The sequence below is a fragment of the Patescibacteria group bacterium genome (genome assembly GCA_004297215.1).
Taxonomy (GTDB): domain Bacteria; phylum Patescibacteriota; class Patescibacteriia; order UBA9934; family GWF2-40-263; genus 2-01-FULL-63-20.
This window is the reverse complement of the sequence record SCUM01000001.1, coordinates 99,076-114,381: the sequence shown is the minus strand read 5'-3', so window position 1 is coordinate 114,381 and position 15,306 is coordinate 99,076. Positions and strand designations below refer to the sequence as shown.

Sequence of the window (15,306 nt, the reverse complement as noted above, 5' to 3'; positions counted from 1 at the left end):
TTTTCATTTCATGAGGAAGTACAGGATGGCGAGCTGGATGAGGAACACCGCCGTGAGCGTGAATTGGAACGACACCTTGCGCGTCTTGTGGCGCATGAGCTGCATCCCCGCGAACACGCCGAGCGACCCGCCCAGAAGCGCGATCGCATGGAGCGCCGTTTCCGGGATACGACGGACGCGTACCTGCGCCGATAATTTATCGAGCATGGTGATGACGAACCCTGATGCGCTGGGCGCCGCGAGCCACACGAATCGTCCGAGCTGCGGGACGAAACGGAGCAGCAGGAAATACGCCGAGGCCGTGAGGATGACGTGCAAGAGGAGAAATCGGTAGCCTTCGCGGGGGAAAAATGCCATAGAGTCCAACACCCGGTGTTGGAAAAGTAGATTTGCTTGAAATTCCTAGGATTTTTGTGAGGGTGATTTTCTAAAGTGCCTAAATTCTTAGGAAACTCGGTGGCCCAACACCGGGTGTTGGACCGTCAGGCGAGGATTCCCTTCTCTGCCAGCGCGACGCGTAGCGCCTGCAGCGAGCGGGCACGGTGGGAAATCTTGTTCTTCACGGTTCGTCCGAGCTGGGCGAATGTCTGGTCATAGCCGTCTGGAATAAAGAAGAAATCGAATCCGAAGCCGTCATCGCCCGCACGCGAGGTGAGCCTGCCCGGCACCGCTTCCTCTACGTAGACAAGCTGCTTCCCGTCAAAATAGGCATCGGCACAAACGGCCCGGGCAGCCCAGTTTTTTTCGGCTTCACAGAGGATGAGCGCCTTCTCGTAGCCCACCAAGTTCGCCCAGTACTTCACGAACGGACCAGGAAAGCCGTTCATGGCCGCGACCTCGAAACTTACGTCCTCGACAATCACCGGACCCTTCACGCATCCATAGGCGCCGCGGACCTTATGCTCGACGATCTCCCGAAGATTGAGCGACTGGATTTCGTGGAGGTGATGATCGGCGATGACGATGTCCGTGCCGGAAAGCGCGTTCTCGAACTCCTTCTTCTTGTCCGGATTGCCGGTGACGAGGGTAATGCGTGCCATATCGCGAGAAGTATAGCCGCCGGGTCACTAAGTGACCAGGGAGGTCACTTAGTGACCCGAACGAAAAACCGCCCCAGGCCGAGGCCCGAGGCGGTTTGTCTTAGTAGCGGTTCGGATGCTGATGGGAAATCACGTAGTTGTACCGCTCGTACGGCGAGAGCAGGCGGATGCGCGAGGCCCAGTCGGAGCCGTACATGGCGCGGGCCGTATGCTCGTTGGGAATCCCGCGCAGGTAGCGCCCGTTGTCGAGCGTGTACACGGCCGGGGAATCGGTGAACTTGATGAGCCGGCTGTCGCGGCTGTACGTCCAGCTCCCGTCCATGTCGAAGCGGTCGAGCGTGGCGCAGGAAATCGTCCGGACGTCCTGGAACGAGTACCCCCAGGCGTAGAACGTGTCCTCGTTGGGAAACAGGCGGATGCTGCGGCGTCCCGTGACCGAGAACACGGCCGCGCGACCCGGGCACTTGAGGAGCGTTCCGGTGGAATACACGGGCGGGCCGGTGAGACCATCATCGCAATACCCGTTGGGACAATTCCCGTTGCCATAATTGGGGTTGTCGTAACGGTCGTCGTTGGACGAACGGCCGTCGAGCGCGTCCTCGACGTCGTCCAGGCGACGCTCATACGCGTCAACGATGTCCATGGCATCGGAACGGCTGTCGGTGATGAACAGCCCCGGACGATAGAACCACGCTTCACGGCCGGCATCGCTCGTGCCGCGGCGGGAACCCTGGTTCAGGAAATACCGGATGTTGTCCGTTCCGCTCGGGATGCGGAACACGCCGTAGCTCACGCCCCAGTCGCCGCCTTCGCGGTGGGTCATGGAATCGTCCTGCAGGTACTCCAGGATGTCGCGACCGTCCATCAGGTAGCCGTAGAGATACGGCTTGCCCGCGATGGAGTCTGAATTGCGGCCGGAACCGGTGGCGCGCGTGAAGGACACGAGCAAGGCGTAATCGCCCGAGCGCGAACTCGACACGGCGACGTCGGTCGAAGCCGAAGCGTCATCGCGATCCTGCAGGCGGATCGTGCCGTCGCCGTTCACGTCCGCGCCATTGCTGCGCGACCAGGACGAGACGCTCGGCGCGAGGTTGCGCTCGTTCGTGTGAACGCTTACCCCGGAGGCGCTCGCAAAGGTCCCAAGGGACCCGGACAAGCCGATCATCGTGGCAACCGCGGAAATACGGAGGTTTTTGTTAATCATAGATTCTTCAGAATAACGCTGGAGCATAGCGGAAAACGGCTGTTTTGTCAACTCCGATGCCCTTCAGGAAATACCGTAACACAGCCTGATACAGGACAAAAATCCCCCGACGGCGCGTCGGGGGCGAGTCAGCCTTGCTTGTATGCGCAGGCGATCCACTGGCGGTCGATCGAATCCATGATGTCCGGTGAGGCCTGCAGGCGCCGAGGCTCGACCGCAAGGCTCGTGCGTGCTAGGAACGCCTTCTTCGTGTAATCGTACGGCGGGCACAGGACGCCGGAGGCCGCGCGGGAGGGGCTGAGGCCGGAGAGCCACCCTGCGGCCGCGTCCCCGTCCGCGAACTCGAGCCGTTCCCAATGCCGTTCGAACTCCTCCCAGAACCCGTAGCTCACCGCGTTGGCGCTCTGCAGCCACGCCTCCTCCGATGCGCCGGAACTGCCCAAGGCGAGCGTCGTCCGCATTTCGATCTCCTGGTCGCTTCCCCGCTCAAGCCGCTCGAGCGGGAGCCGTCCGGCGTCGAGCAGCGTCCCGAGGACCTTCTGCAGCATGGCCACGGCCACGCGGTTGTACCAGGCGTAGTAGATCGCCTTGGAAAGCCTGGCGCGAAACGTCAGCACGTCCATGAGCGCCAGCGGATGGCGCACCGCGAACCCGTGTTCGTCCACGCCGCAAATGGAGCGGAGCACGGCGCTGCCGAACCCCTCCGGGAGCGGCGCGCCGGCCATTTCCGCGTCGAGCGTCACGTAGGCCAGCGTATCCATCAGCTTCTGCATCTGCCCGTATCGGCCCTGTTCCCGCATCACGGCCACCACCGCGTCCGGTCTTGCCCCGGCGAGCGCGAGCGATTCACGGATGTCCGGGTCGTCGAGGACGAGCCGCTGTCCGCGCATCTCGTGGTCGGGCCGGCCGCGCGCGACCAGCAGCTGGTCGCCGTCATGGCTGAACGCGCAGTGGCCGGTGTCATGCAGGAGCGAGCCCAGCGCGGCGTCCACGAGCCGATCCGGCGGTTCCCCAAGCGTGCAGCCGAGCGCCACCATGTGCGCGGCCACCTGCTTCGAGTGCGTCAGGCGGTCATGGACGAACGGCGCCGTCTTCACGCGCGCGGCCGCCTTCCCGGGCTGCAGCAGCACCGCGTCCTGCGACGGGTCGCGCTTGATCCCGAGCTGGAAGAGCCCGCACAGCCGGTTCACGGCCGGACAGTCCTCCAGGTCGTCGAGCGCCGGACCGTATCGGCGAAAGAACTCCCTCACGGCCTCCTGCGCCGCGCCGTCCTCCGCCGGCACGAGCACGAACGCATGTTCCTCCAAGGAACGCGTCACGGATGCCGGCAGCCGCGGCATGTCTTCCTTGTCGAACGCGACATGGTCGCCTCTTTCGAGCGCCGCCCGATCCTCGGCCCGCCGCCGAGCGAGCGCGGCCTTCTTCTCGCTTGGCATTGGGTCTCCCTTCGGAAAGAGAACGCGCCGCCAGCTTGTGGCCGGCGGCGCATCTTGTCAACTCATGATAGGCGCCTGAACCTCGGCTGGCGAACGCCGCCCGCTTCGATCTCGAGCAAGGCACCATTCATCCCCAGGTTTCTGGCTGATGCCCTCACCCGGGGTTTCCTGGAAGATTAAAAAACGGGGCGCTGCCACCCCGTCGCGTCGTCCGCCATCATCCTCACTTCGGATCAATCTCCTCGGCGATCCACTCGTCGATGCCCGCTACCGCCTTGGGATCCGGCCATCGGTCGTAACCCATGAGCGCGCGGAGGAAGTCTTTCGGGACATCGTCGCAGGCCGTTTCGCGCGAATTACTGAGCGCGTCCTCGCGACGTCCCTCCGAATAGGCCGACGCGTACAGGAGCGCCGCGTCATCCAGGTTGCCGGCGGCCCATAGGTCCTTGATGAGGTCTCGGACGCGCTCCGCTCCCGCGATGAGGAACGCGAGCTCCCACTTTTCCCGCACGTCCTTGCCATGGAGAAAGGCCTGCACGAACAGGTCCGCGGGAAGGCGCAGGACGACGTATTCCTGCAGATGCAGGTCTTCCTCGACCTCCAGGATCTGGCGCGCGTACGGGGCGATCAACGCGGCCAGGTCGCAATACGCGCCGGCCGAACGCACCGCGACGAGCTGCTGCCGGGCCTCCTCGGCCGCGCGCAGGAGCATCCCGTCACGCAACTCGGACGACATGAATCCCTTGCACAACCTGTCTAACGCGGTGCGGGCGGCCTGGATGGCCGCTGTGGGATCCGCGTCTCCCGTGAGAAGCGAAAGCTGTCCTTTGTAATCCGGTTCCAAGATGCCTCCCGATGAAAGGAACGTGCCGCCAGCTTGATGCCGTTGGCACGATCCGTCAACTCACGACTCGTCCAGGATGATGCGTCCCTCGAATCCGCCGCGCTCGTCGAATTTTCGCTTCTTGATCGCCTCGATCTCGGCGCGGTCGAACTTCTTGTACGCGATGATGGCGTCAAGCACCTCCAGGATGTCCGCCACCTCGTCCGCGCTCTCGTCGCGCACGAATTCGCCCATCTCCTCGGCCATCTTGGCCTTCAGCTTTTGCCAGTACTCCGCGTCGTCCGCGACATGAAACGAGCATGCCTCCCCTTTCGCCCTGATGCGCTCCGGCATCTTGTCGCGCACCAGCTTGTCGTATCTCATACCCGCTTGAACCTCGGCTGGCGAACGCCGCCCGCTTCGACCTCCTCCTCAAACATCGCCCTGGGGCGGACCCAGAGCTCCCCGGAGCCGTACAAGGCACGGTACACGACCATATTATCGAGCGTTTCCGAATGCCTGGCGAGCCCGATTACCTCGTACTCGTTCCCCTTGTAGTGGCGGTACTTCCCCGGTTCGGTCATACCCGGACAGCATAAGACAAAAACGCGCCCCTGGTCGAGGCGCGCGTACGAGGTCATTCGAGCGTGTCCGGGATCCCGCCGCCGGAGACGGTAGGGCGCACCGGGTCGGCGAACGAGACCTTCTTTTCGGCGCTGGGCGAGCGCGTGGTGCGGGCGAGCCCGTGCGCGCCGCATTTCACGCACACGAAGGAGATCTGCGGCCCCGGCTCCCTGGCAACGACCGACTGGTGCCGCATCGAGAGCCCGCAGTGGCCCGGCTCGATCGCCGGACAGGGCTCGGCGCGCGCCTTCTGCCCGAGCGCGCAGGAGGCGTTCGCCTGGCACTCGGAACAATCAAGGATCAGCATGCGTCCCTCCTTGCGTATGGATTCATTCGTGCACCGCCGCGTCGATCGCCGCGGCGAGCGCGCGGGCGAGGTCGCTCGCGTCCGTGCGGACGAACCGGCCGACCATGCGCTCGCGTCCGGACCCGCCCGGGCGGGTGACCTGCACGACCTCGTCGCCCACATGGGCGAAGTACGGGCGCTCGCGGTAGGAGAACGCGAGCACGTTCGCTTCGCATTCCCATGCGCTCCCGTCCACCGAATCCGGCCGGCGCGCGTGGTCGACATCGCTGAAGGCCGGGTGCCCCATGAGCGCCTTCTTCAGCCGTTCGGTCCCCGGCTTCGGGATTTCCTTCATGGCAACCTCCACTGCCATCCTGCCCCGTATCGCCGGAAGGTTCAAGGGGTACCCCGCTTCGCAAGCCGTTCGATGATCGAGCGAGATCCGATGTGCATGGTCCTCGTAAGAATCTCCTCGATCCCGACCCATTCGATGGCCGCGACTTCACTCGGGTCCGCCACGAGCTCCTGGCCCTCAGCGATTGTCGCATGAAACGCGACCACCAGATGCGCCAGCCCGGACTTGCTCGTGAACACCGTGACGTCGAACGGATCGCCCACCTCGATATCCACGCCAAGCTCCTCCCGGATTTCCCTCTTCAACGCCTCGCGCGGCATCTCGCCCACATGGATGCGGCCTCCGGGCAGGGCCCACGGACCGTCTGCTTCCTGGACGAACAGGATTTTCCCGTCGCGTTCGACGAACGCCTTGCACGGGATGTCCGCCATCAGATGCTCGGATTTCATAGGGCTCCATTCTGCAACGAAACGCCGTCCGATTCAAGGGGCAGCGTACGTTCATTTTTTAATGACAGCGGCCCGCTCCCGACAGAACTCCTCGAGCAGCGCACGTTCGCTCGAGTCAAACGCGGCGGTGCGGACGGTCAGCCTGAATCTCGATCGGTTCCCGTCGGCCGCTTCGACCGCCGTCGCGGCACAGCGGTGCGTCCCTTCGAGGACGACGTTCAAATCCCCGCAACGCAACACGATGATGTGGAAATCATGGAGCGCTCCCACGAGCGAAGCGACTTTCCTGTTGGTCCGTACGTCCAAGCGAGGCGTTCCGTCGAAGGCGACCTCTCCCGGAGCCGCCGGCGCCGCCACGTCGGCAAACGTCGCGACATCCTTCCCCGCCGGCCGGTACGGCTTCCATCCCTTGTATCCGCCAATCGCGTAAGCCGGGACAACATCGTGCGGGTTCTCTATGACGGTCTCCGTCCAAACCCGTCGCTCGAGCTGCAGATCATCGATGTAACTCTTACGCCACTCGAGCCACGATCCAAACCCGCACTCCGTATACAACGGCCGCCAAGCTTCCTCCTCTTCCCGCTGCCAGTCCGATAGGACCTTTTGCCAGTCCATACACAACAATCAACGAACGATCTCGGCCAGGACTTCGGGCGCTTCGGCGTCGTCGAAATGTCCTTTGCCATGTACGACAATCGTTCGAGCGCCAAGGCTTTCATGGAACATCCGTTCGTTCTCGATGGGCACCACGGGGTCATCGTCGGAAAAAATCGCAACGATTTCCGCTGCCGAACGCTTTACCGCCTCGAAGTCGATGGGTGTGTTGAGCCAAGGCCTGGCCACCAGCACCTCCTCGTCCTCAAGGCCTATCAATGTGAACCATGGCGCCACGAAAACCACGCGGCCGACTTTCATGTCGGATGTCGCAAGATACCGCATGATAGTCTGACAGCCGATGCTGTGACCAACAAGGATCGTGTCCGCGCTGGATACCCCGACGACCTCACGAAGTTTCCCGACCCATTTGTCGATATTCGGGTGCTCGGTGTCAGGCATTTCGGGAACAAGAACGCTGAAGCTCCGTTTTTCGAGCTCAGCTTTCAACCAAGGCATCCAGTTGATTTCCGGCGAATCTCCCCACCCATGGACGACGATGACGCGAGACATACCCTAAGACACTTAAGCGTAATCAATTGAACGAAATGATCTGGAGTCCCTTTTCCAGGATTTCTTCCCTTGGCCAAAACAATTCATCGATCTTGAACCGACCGACCCGCGTGACGACCTTCTCGATCGTACGACCAGTCCGCTCGCGGGTTTTTTCATTGATTTCCTCCAAAATCAGCGTGTCTCCTTCGGAAATGTCGAAATCATTCAGCCGAAGCTCGTAGTTCTTCTTACCAGAAAGAACCGCTTCGAAAAACTTCGGCAAAATTTTTTTTCGCACGACAGCCATATCTCCCCATCCTGCAACGAAAAACCGCTCTGGGCAAGGCGACGTTAAGTCCCGTCACGATTTTCCTTTCGCATCCTGTAAAGCCGTTCGGTGAATCCGCCTTCTTCCATGAACCGCTTTTCAAGCGCACGAAGCTGCTGATCCAGCAGGTAGTTGGCCTGGTGAATCAGGCAGATAGCGGTGTTCGCGGCGCTCTCAGCCGTTTCCACATAGGACTTATAGGTCGAAAAGGATCTATTGTCTTCGTAGCCGTACGCGCGGACGCTCAACGCCTTCGGGTGATCCTTTTCCCATCGGGCCAGCTGGTGCTGGCGCAAGTAATCCTCGAAATCCAACAACAACTCCTCAAGGCTCGCTCGTGCCACGCCAATCAGTTTCAGTTCGGTTTTCTTGGACGTGCCGGATGCCTGGCACCCCTCCGCGATGTTCTGCCGTCCCGAACGGGCCGCCTGGACCATCTGATCTTTCATCCGATACTCCTTCACGAATCGTTTGCAAAAATCGACCGTTAAGTCATAGACGATCGTCGTCGTCTGGAACGATTTGAGTTTACGATACCCGCCGTGCGCGGGAATGAGCGATTCCTCCATAGATCTTATCGGTCCTACAGGACCTATTTCCCGTGACAGCGCTTGTACTTGAGCCCACTCCCGCACGGACACAAGTCGTTGCGGCCGACTTTGTCAGAGGAGCTTGAAGAGCTTGGGGAGCTGGAGGAGGTTGAGGCGGGGGCGGATTCGGTGACCGCGCCCTGAAGCTGCACGCCGGCCCGTTCGAAGACGGACTTCGTGAGCTCCTCCTGCGCGCGCTGTTGCGCGATGGCGTGAGTGGCGGCCTTGAAGAAGGTGTAGACCACCTCCTGGTTCACGGCGGCAAGGAGGCGCTGGAACATCTGGTAGGACTCCTTCTTGTACTCGACGAGCGGATCGCGCTGGCCGTAGCCTTGCAGCCCGATGCCGTGGCGCAGCGCGCTCATGGCGGAGAGGTGGTCGATCCAGAGCGTGTCCATGGCGCGCAGGATCACTCCGCGCTCGATGGCGCGAAGCTGGGCGCGGTCCGGGAAGTGGGTCTCGAGCTGGTCGTAGCTTTCCTTCACGGCCTTCATCACTTCCTCGATGGCCGCCGTGCGCTGCTGCGCCACATGCATCTTGTCCTTGGTAGCCATGAGCGTGAGCGCGTTGAGCCTGTCCAGATGCGCGGGCGAAAGCGGGACGATGGTCTTCATCGTCTCCACGATCTCCTTCACGTCCCAATCCCCAGGACCCTTGGCATCGACGGCGCTCAACGTCTCCCCGGTGTGGAACAGCACCACCTGTTCCACTTCCCCCTCCACCAGCTCCATCACCTTTTCGCGCAACTCAAGCGGCCCGCCCGTCTCGAACGCGGTGAGCACGTCGCGGCGGCGCTCGTAGATGACCCCGCGGTGCTTGTTGAGCACGTCGTCGTACTCGAGGATGTGCTTGCGCGTGTCGAAATGGTGGCCCTCCACGCGGGTCTGGTTCTTTTCGATGGTGCTCATCACCATCCCGTTCTCGATCGGCACGTCTTCCGGGATCTTGAGCGCGTCCATGATCTTGCGCGTGCGGTCGCCGCCGAAGATGCGCATGAGGTCGTCCTCCAGGCTGATGAAGAACTGCGTGGTGCCCGGGTCGCCCTGGCGGCCGGAGCGTCCGCGCAACTGGTTGTCGATGCGGCGGGACTCGTGACGTTCGGTGCCCATCACGAACAGGCCTCCGAGCTCCTTCACCTTCTCGGCCTGCATCGGGTCCGGCGGGTTGCCGCCCAGCATGATGTCCACGCCGCGGCCGGCCATGTTGGTGGCGATCGTCACCGCCCCCGGCGCGCCGGCCTGGGCGATGACCTCGGCTTCCTTCTCGTGGTTCTTGGCGTTGAGCAGGTTGAACGGGACCCCGGCGAGCGTAAGCAGCTGTCCCAGCAGCTCGTTCTTCTCGATGGACACGGTACCCACGAGCACCGGCTGGCCGATCGCGTGGCGACGCTTCACTTCGTCCACCACGGCCCGGTACTTGGCCGCTTCCGTCTTGTACACGCGGTCGGTGAGGTCGATGCGTCGCGTGTCGATGTTGGTGGGGATGGTGGTCACCTCCAACTTGTAGATCTTGGAAAACTCCTCGGCCTCGGTGGCGGCCGTGCCGGTCATGCCGGAGAGCGTCTCGTAGCAGCGGAACAAGTTCTGGAAGGTGATGGTGGCGAGCGTCATGCTTTCGCGCTGGATGGCCACGCCTTCCTTGGCTTCGATCGACTGATGCTGCCCTTCGCCAAAACGGCGGCCCGGCATGAGGCGGCCCGTGAACTCGTCCACGATCACCACCTGGCCTTCCTTCACCACGTAATTCACGTCGCGCTTGTACAGCGTGTGCGCGCGCAGCGCGTTGTCCGCGAAATGCTGGAGGTTGATCCCGGCCGCGTACAGGTTGTCGATGCCGAGCGCGCGCTCGACCTTCTCGATCCCCTCGGCCGTGAACGTGGCGGAACGCATCTTCTCGTCCACGTTGTAATCCCGGTTCTCGACAAGCGTCTTCATGATCGCCGCGAAGGTGACGTACATCTGGTTCGACTCCTCGGCCGGGGCCGAGATGATGAGCGGGGTGCGCGCCTCGTCGATCAGGATGGAGTCCACCTCGTCGACGATCGCGAAATGCAGCCCGCGCTGCACGCAGGCCGCGAGCGTGGGCGCCATGTTGTCGCGCAAGTAGTCGAACCCGAACTCGTTGTTGGTGCCGTAGGTGACGTCGGCGGCGTAGGCTTCGCGACGCGGCACGGGGCGCAGGGCTCCCGCCTCGACCAGGAAGGCGGCATCGTGCTGGATCACGCCCACGCTCATGCCCAGCGCGTTGAACACCTGGCCCATCCACGTGGCGTCGCGTTTAGCCAGGTAGTCGTTGACGGTCACGAGGTGCGCCCCCTTCCCCGCGAGCGCATGCGCGAAGAGCGCCAAGGTCGCCGTGAGCGTCTTTCCCTCGCCCGTGCGCATCTCGGCGATGCCGCCCCGATAGAGCGCGAGGCCGCCCATGAGCTGCACGTCGTAATGGCGCTGCTTGAGCGCGCGCTTGCCGGCCTCGCGGGCCGCGGCGAACGCCTCGAAGGAGAGCGCGTCGAGCGACTCGCCCTTTGCCAGGCGCTCGCGCAGCCTCGCCGTGGTGGCGCGCAGCTCGCCATCGGAGAGCGCGGTCATCGCGGGCTCGAGCGCCGTGATGCGTTCGGCGTCCTTACGGAGGCCATCCACCACCTTCTTGTTCGGGTCGCCGAAGACGAGATTGAACAGCTTTTGCATAGCATCAAGTTCCGCCAGAGTGTGCCCGAAAACGGGGCAAAAATCAACGGCGGGGTCTCCCCCGCCGTCACGCCTACGCCTTGTCGGGCCGCGATCCCCGATGCGCATCGGCGAGGATCCCCTTGTGGTCCTTGATCTGGCGGATGAGCTCGTCTTTCACGAAGTCGATCGCCTCGTACAGGTCCTCGGCCTCGCGCTCGGCGCGCAACAGCTTCCCGGGCACCTGGAGGTTCATCTCGCAACGGTACACGTTCCCCTTGTTGTGATGCCCGCTCGTGCGTCCGCACTCGATGCTGATCTGCGCGGCCTCCCCGAAATCCGTGGTGAACTTCTCGATCGCCTCGAGCTTGACGTTGACGTAATCCTTGATGGCATCGGTGAGCTCGATCTGCGTCCCCTTGATGGAAATGAGTTTCATACATGTTAGGCGTTAAGGCTTGAGGCGAGAAGGCTTCAGGAAAAACGCCTGAGGCCTTGTCCGCCTGAGGCCTTGTCCGCCTTCTCTCCAACCCACTGTACCTCCTCCTCCAGATCGATGCCAAATCGGGCATGGACGGCCTCCTTCACTCTTGCCGCGAGCGCCCGGACGTCCGCCGCCCTCGCGGCGCCGAGGTTCACGATGAAATTGCCATGCGTCTCGGAAACCTGCGCGTCACCCACGCGTGTGCCTTTCATCCCGGCCTTGTCGATGAGCCAGCCGGCGGACAGCCGCCGGCTGGCCAGCATCTCTTTGGCACCAGGTATATCGGAAAGCGACGACGCTCGTTGCAGGTCCGCGTCGGCCTTCAGTTCCACGTTCTTGAACAGGCACCCGGCGCTGCCGGCATACAGCGGCTGCGACGCCTTCCGCTTGGCAAGGATGTCCGCCTGCGCGGCCTTGAGCGCGGAGGCGTCGCCCTGCGTGAGTTCGAACGTCGCGGACAGGACGATGTCATGGGAACCCTTAAGGGCCGAGTGACGATACCCCATGTCCAAGTCGGAGGCAGGAACATCGATGAACTTGTTCCCGCGCAGGAGACGGACGGACGCCAGGTGATCCTTGGTCTCCCCGCCGAAGCAGCCGGCATTCCCGCGCACGGCGCCTCCCACGGTTCCCGGGAGCGAAATGGCCCATTCGAGGCCGGCGAGGCCCGCGTCCGCCGTCGCCCTGGCAAGGCCGACCATCAGGACTCCCGCTTCGGCCGTGACGCGCGTGCCGACGATGTCCGTCTTGCGCATCGCCATCTGCATCACCAGCCCCGGGAACTCCTCGTCCGCGAACAGCGAATTCGACCCACCACCCATCACGAACCAGGGAATCCCCCGCGCATCGCACAGGTCGAGCGCGCGCGTGAGCTCACCCTCGCTCGTCACGGCCGCGAACCACCGCGCCGGCCCTCCGATGCGGAAATTCGTGTGCTTGGCCATCGGCTCATGCTCCTTGAGCGCTTCGCCGAAGACGGCTTGGAGCTGGAGGGTGAGGTCGTCCATACTCAGCGGGCGATACGCCGGGCGAGGTCGTCCACGTCCCCGGCGCCCTGCATGATGACGACGTCCCCTCGCTTCACGATTTCCCCGAGGGTCCTTTGCGCCTCGTCCAAGTCCTTCGCGTAGCGGACGTCCTGGTCCGGATGCGCCTTCTTGATCCCGTTCACCAGGTCGCGGCTGGAAATCCGTTTCGCTTCCTCTCCGGTACGGCCGGACACGCCATAGATCTCCGGGACCACGACGACGTCCGCCTCCGGCAGCGCGGCGATGAAATCGCCCTTCAATTCCAGCGTCCTCGAATGTTGGTGCGGCTGGAAGCACAGCACGATGCGGCGGCCCGGGAAGAACTCGCGCGCGGCCGCGATGGTGGCACGAATCGCCGTGGGGTGGTGGCCGTAGTCGGAAATGACCTCTGCTCCGTGGAACGAACCGACGCGCTCGAACCGCCGCCAGATGCCCGCGAAGCCCTCAAGGACCTTGCGGCACGTCTCGAACGGCACGCCGAGCTCGAGCGCCATGGTGGTGGCCGCGAGCGCGTTCATGACGTTGAAGGCGCCGGGCACGCGAAGCGTGAGCGACCCGATCTTCACGCCGTGGCGCATCACCTCGACCGCCTGCTCCCCTGCCTCGACCTGGCGGTTCGCGCCTTTCACGTCGGCCTCCGCTTCCATGGCGTAGCTCATCCCGTCCTTCAACTTCAGCCGCCGGCTTTGCGGGTCATCGGCGTTCCACACCACGGGACCGGTCGCCTTGGCGACGAACGCTTGAAACGTGTCTCGGATGTGGTCGATGTCGCGGTAATAATCCAAATGGTCTTCCTCGACGTTCGTGAGGACGGCGGCTTCAGGCGACAGGTTGAGGACGTTCGCCTGGGATTCGCACCCCTCGACGACGAGAAGGTCATGCGCGCCCACCCGCAGGTTGCCGTCGGGGAATCCCGGCACGAGGGATCCGACGATCACGGTGGGATCCATGCCGGCAGCCTCCAGGATAAGCCCGAGCATGGCCGTGGTGGTGCTCTTTCCATTGGTGCCCGTCACGACGACGGTCTTCGTGGTCCGCGACAACTCCCCAAGCGCCTCGGGATAGGACATCTGGCGGATGCCGCGACGCTTCGCTTCGACGCGTTCGGGATCGGTCTCCGGCACCGCCGGCGAATACACGAACAGGTCGACGCCGTCCAGGGCCGGTCGCGTCCCGGTCCCCGTGACGACCGACGCGCCGCGCCGGACGAGGTCTTCCGTGATCGCGGACGCATGCACGTCAGACCCGCTCACCCGGATGCCGCGGGAGAGGCAAAGCTTGGCGATCGCGCTCACCCCGATCCCTCCGATTCCCACGAAATGCACCCGTTTCATCCCCTCGAACATACGCATGGCATCCTACCGAAAAACCCCGGTTTTGCAAAGAAAAATGCCCGTATCCGCAGAGGATACGGGCATCCTGAGAAGCATCAGCGACAAAGGGTCTCTTGCGGTCAATCGTCCACCGTCACCAGGATGGCCGCGTCCCTGTCCACGCTGATGGCGTTGAACGCGATGCGTCCGTCCGAGGCGCGATGCAGGTTTTCGGCATATGCGTACGGTCCGTACGCGTATCCGCGCACCATCACCCGGGTCTTCCCGTCGGCGTCCATCGTGCAGCCTTCGAGCTCCCCATCATCGTCGACCAGGCATTCCCGCACGCGCGCGTGCGGGAGCGGCAGGTCCGCCTCGCTCCCGGAGGAGAGGCGGACCACGTCGCGCGTCCCGTCGTCGAGCGTCTCGGTGACGCGTAACGCCGCGTGGCGTCCGTCCGGCGACCAGGACACCGCGTCGTGGCCGAGGCAGAACGTCCCGGCTTCCCCGAACGCCTGCACGGAGCCGTCCGCGTCGATGCGGGACATCTGGCGGATCACCTTGCCGCTCTCGTTCGAGCTCCCAATGACCTCGAGCACGAGCGCCCATGAACGGTTCGGGGACACCCAGATATGCTCGAGACCGCCCTCGCGCTCGATCCGCATGTCGCCAAGCAGGATGCTGTAGCGGCTGCCTTTCGCCAGGAACTGCGCGAAACCGTCCCCGAGGGGGATGGAATGCACGGCCGGCGCGTCTTGCAGGTCCACGCGTTGCGACGCCTCGGGCGTGAAGACGAACCGTCCCCACCCGTCCTCGTCATGGCGCGCGACGCGCACGCCCCCGTCCGGCATCGGGCCGGAACTGGTCTCGGCCTTGAGCGCCGCGCCGGTCTCCTCGTCCGTCCGGAGGTTGACGTCGTACGTCTTGCCCGAGGACAGGATCACGCGCCAGGCCATCGGATGGGGCGGGTGCCCGTCGATGGACGGGCAGCGGTGGTAGCCGCAGACCGCGACGCCGCGGTCCGTGCGGATCACGGAGAGGCACTCGGCGAGCGCCGCGACGGCCGTCGCATGGCCGGAGAGCGCGTCGTAGTCGAGTACGCCGACCCAGTCGTGTTCGGTGATCGCCCAGATGCGGGCACCGTGCTCGTGGACGTCCAGGATCCCCACGTCCTTGAAGCGGTCGACGCTGGTCATCGACGAGCGGCCGCGCACGGACGAGGAATGGAGCAGGCGCCGGAGCCCCGTCCCGTTCCCGGCGGAAACCACGTTGCACATGTGGCGGCCGTCGGGAGAGAACGCCATCTGCCGCTTCGCGGCCTGTTCGACGAAATCCGTCTCGCGTTTTACCGGCCTCGCGAACGCGAGGATCGTGCGGAGGGCCGAGGCCCGGTCCGCCGGCGTGCCTTTATTGGAATGTCCGGGCATGGGAAACACCTCTACCTCCTTCCCCTTCTCCCGCTCATGGCGGCGTCGAAGGTTCATGGCACCCTACCCATGTTCCTGACCCATGTCAAGCGGGTACCGTGAGCGCG

The 15,306-nt window shown here is 63.7% G+C and carries 19 protein-coding genes; all 19 read right to left on the bottom strand.

Annotated elements, in window-relative coordinates:
- Positions 1–3: 3 nt before the first annotated feature.
- The 19 genes from EPO34_00550 to EPO34_00460 all read right to left on the bottom strand — a co-directional run bounded on the left by EPO34_00550 (position 4) and on the right by EPO34_00460 (position 15,256).
- Positions 4–357 (bottom strand): DUF1294 domain-containing protein, encoded by a 354-nt coding sequence (locus tag EPO34_00550; GenBank protein TAK03639.1) that lies wholly within the window; start codon positions 355–357, stop codon positions 4–6.
- 125 nt (positions 358–482) lie between these two features.
- Positions 483–1,040, bottom strand: a complete 558-nt coding sequence (locus EPO34_00545) for a non-canonical purine NTP pyrophosphatase (GenBank protein ID TAK03638.1) — start codon at positions 1,038–1,040, stop codon at positions 483–485.
- A gap of 100 nt (positions 1,041–1,140) precedes the next feature.
- Positions 1,141–2,244 carry a hypothetical protein gene (locus EPO34_00540; protein TAK03637.1) on the bottom strand — a complete coding sequence of 368 codons (1,104 nt, stop codon included), beginning with the start codon at positions 2,242–2,244 and terminating at the stop codon, positions 1,141–1,143.
- A gap of 128 nt (positions 2,245–2,372) precedes the next feature.
- Complete coding sequence (locus tag EPO34_00535) at positions 2,373–3,680, bottom strand: HD domain-containing protein (GenBank protein TAK03636.1); 1,308 nt, start codon at positions 3,678–3,680, stop codon at positions 2,373–2,375.
- 223 nt (positions 3,681–3,903) lie between these two features.
- Positions 3,904–4,524: a hypothetical protein gene (locus tag EPO34_00530; protein TAK03635.1), complete on the bottom strand. Its 621-nt coding sequence runs from the start codon at positions 4,522–4,524 to the stop codon at positions 3,904–3,906.
- 60 nt (positions 4,525–4,584) lie between these two features.
- Entirely contained in the window at positions 4,585–4,887 is a 303-nt protein-coding gene (locus tag EPO34_00525; GenBank protein ID TAK03634.1) for a phosphoribosyl-ATP pyrophosphohydrolase, read from the bottom strand.
- Entirely contained in the window at positions 4,884–5,087 is a 204-nt protein-coding gene (locus tag EPO34_00520) for a DUF1653 domain-containing protein (protein TAK03633.1), read from the bottom strand. The genes EPO34_00525 and EPO34_00520 overlap by 4 nt, the downstream gene beginning before the upstream one ends.
- A 53-nt stretch (positions 5,088–5,140) precedes the next feature.
- On the bottom strand, positions 5,141–5,434 hold the full coding sequence (locus tag EPO34_00515; GenBank protein TAK03632.1) for a hypothetical protein: 294 nt from the start codon (positions 5,432–5,434) through the stop codon (positions 5,141–5,143).
- A 22-nt stretch (positions 5,435–5,456) separates the two neighbouring features.
- Complete coding sequence (locus tag EPO34_00510) at positions 5,457–5,768, bottom strand: hypothetical protein (GenBank protein TAK03631.1); 312 nt, start codon at positions 5,766–5,768, stop codon at positions 5,457–5,459.
- A gap of 41 nt (positions 5,769–5,809) precedes the next feature.
- Entirely contained in the window at positions 5,810–6,217 is a 408-nt protein-coding gene (locus EPO34_00505; GenBank protein ID TAK03630.1) for an NUDIX hydrolase, read from the bottom strand.
- A gap of 51 nt (positions 6,218–6,268) precedes the next feature.
- On the bottom strand, positions 6,269–6,832 hold the full coding sequence (locus EPO34_00500; GenBank protein TAK03629.1) for a hypothetical protein: 564 nt from the start codon (positions 6,830–6,832) through the stop codon (positions 6,269–6,271).
- A 9-nt stretch (positions 6,833–6,841) separates the two neighbouring features.
- Entirely contained in the window at positions 6,842–7,384 is a 543-nt protein-coding gene (locus EPO34_00495; GenBank protein TAK03628.1) for a serine hydrolase family protein, read from the bottom strand.
- Between the two features lie 22 nt (positions 7,385–7,406).
- Positions 7,407–7,673, bottom strand: coding sequence for a DUF3850 domain-containing protein (locus EPO34_00490; protein TAK03627.1), 267 nt, complete (start codon positions 7,671–7,673; stop codon positions 7,407–7,409).
- A gap of 44 nt (positions 7,674–7,717) precedes the next feature.
- Positions 7,718–8,263, bottom strand: coding sequence for a four helix bundle protein (locus EPO34_00485; GenBank protein ID TAK03626.1), 546 nt, complete (start codon positions 8,261–8,263; stop codon positions 7,718–7,720).
- A 23-nt stretch (positions 8,264–8,286) separates the two neighbouring features.
- Positions 8,287–10,968, bottom strand: a complete 2,682-nt coding sequence (gene secA / locus EPO34_00480) for a preprotein translocase subunit SecA (GenBank protein ID TAK03625.1) — start codon at positions 10,966–10,968, stop codon at positions 8,287–8,289.
- Between the two features lie 73 nt (positions 10,969–11,041).
- Positions 11,042–11,386 carry a ribosome-associated translation inhibitor RaiA gene (raiA, locus tag EPO34_00475; GenBank protein TAK03624.1) on the bottom strand — a complete coding sequence of 115 codons (345 nt, stop codon included), beginning with the start codon at positions 11,384–11,386 and terminating at the stop codon, positions 11,042–11,044.
- A gap of 35 nt (positions 11,387–11,421) precedes the next feature.
- The gene (gene murB / locus EPO34_00470) at positions 11,422–12,438 is read right to left on the bottom strand and encodes a UDP-N-acetylmuramate dehydrogenase (protein ID TAK03623.1); all 1,017 of its coding nucleotides are present in this window, start codon (positions 12,436–12,438) and stop codon (positions 11,422–11,424) included.
- Between the two features lie 2 nt (positions 12,439–12,440).
- Positions 12,441–13,811 (bottom strand): UDP-N-acetylmuramate--L-alanine ligase, encoded by a 1,371-nt coding sequence (murC, locus tag EPO34_00465; protein ID TAK03622.1) that lies wholly within the window; start codon positions 13,809–13,811, stop codon positions 12,441–12,443.
- Positions 13,812–13,912: 101 nt separating this feature from the next.
- Positions 13,913–15,256, bottom strand: a complete 1,344-nt coding sequence (locus EPO34_00460; protein ID TAK03621.1) for a hypothetical protein — start codon at positions 15,254–15,256, stop codon at positions 13,913–13,915.
- Between the last annotated feature and the right edge of the window lie 50 nt (positions 15,257–15,306).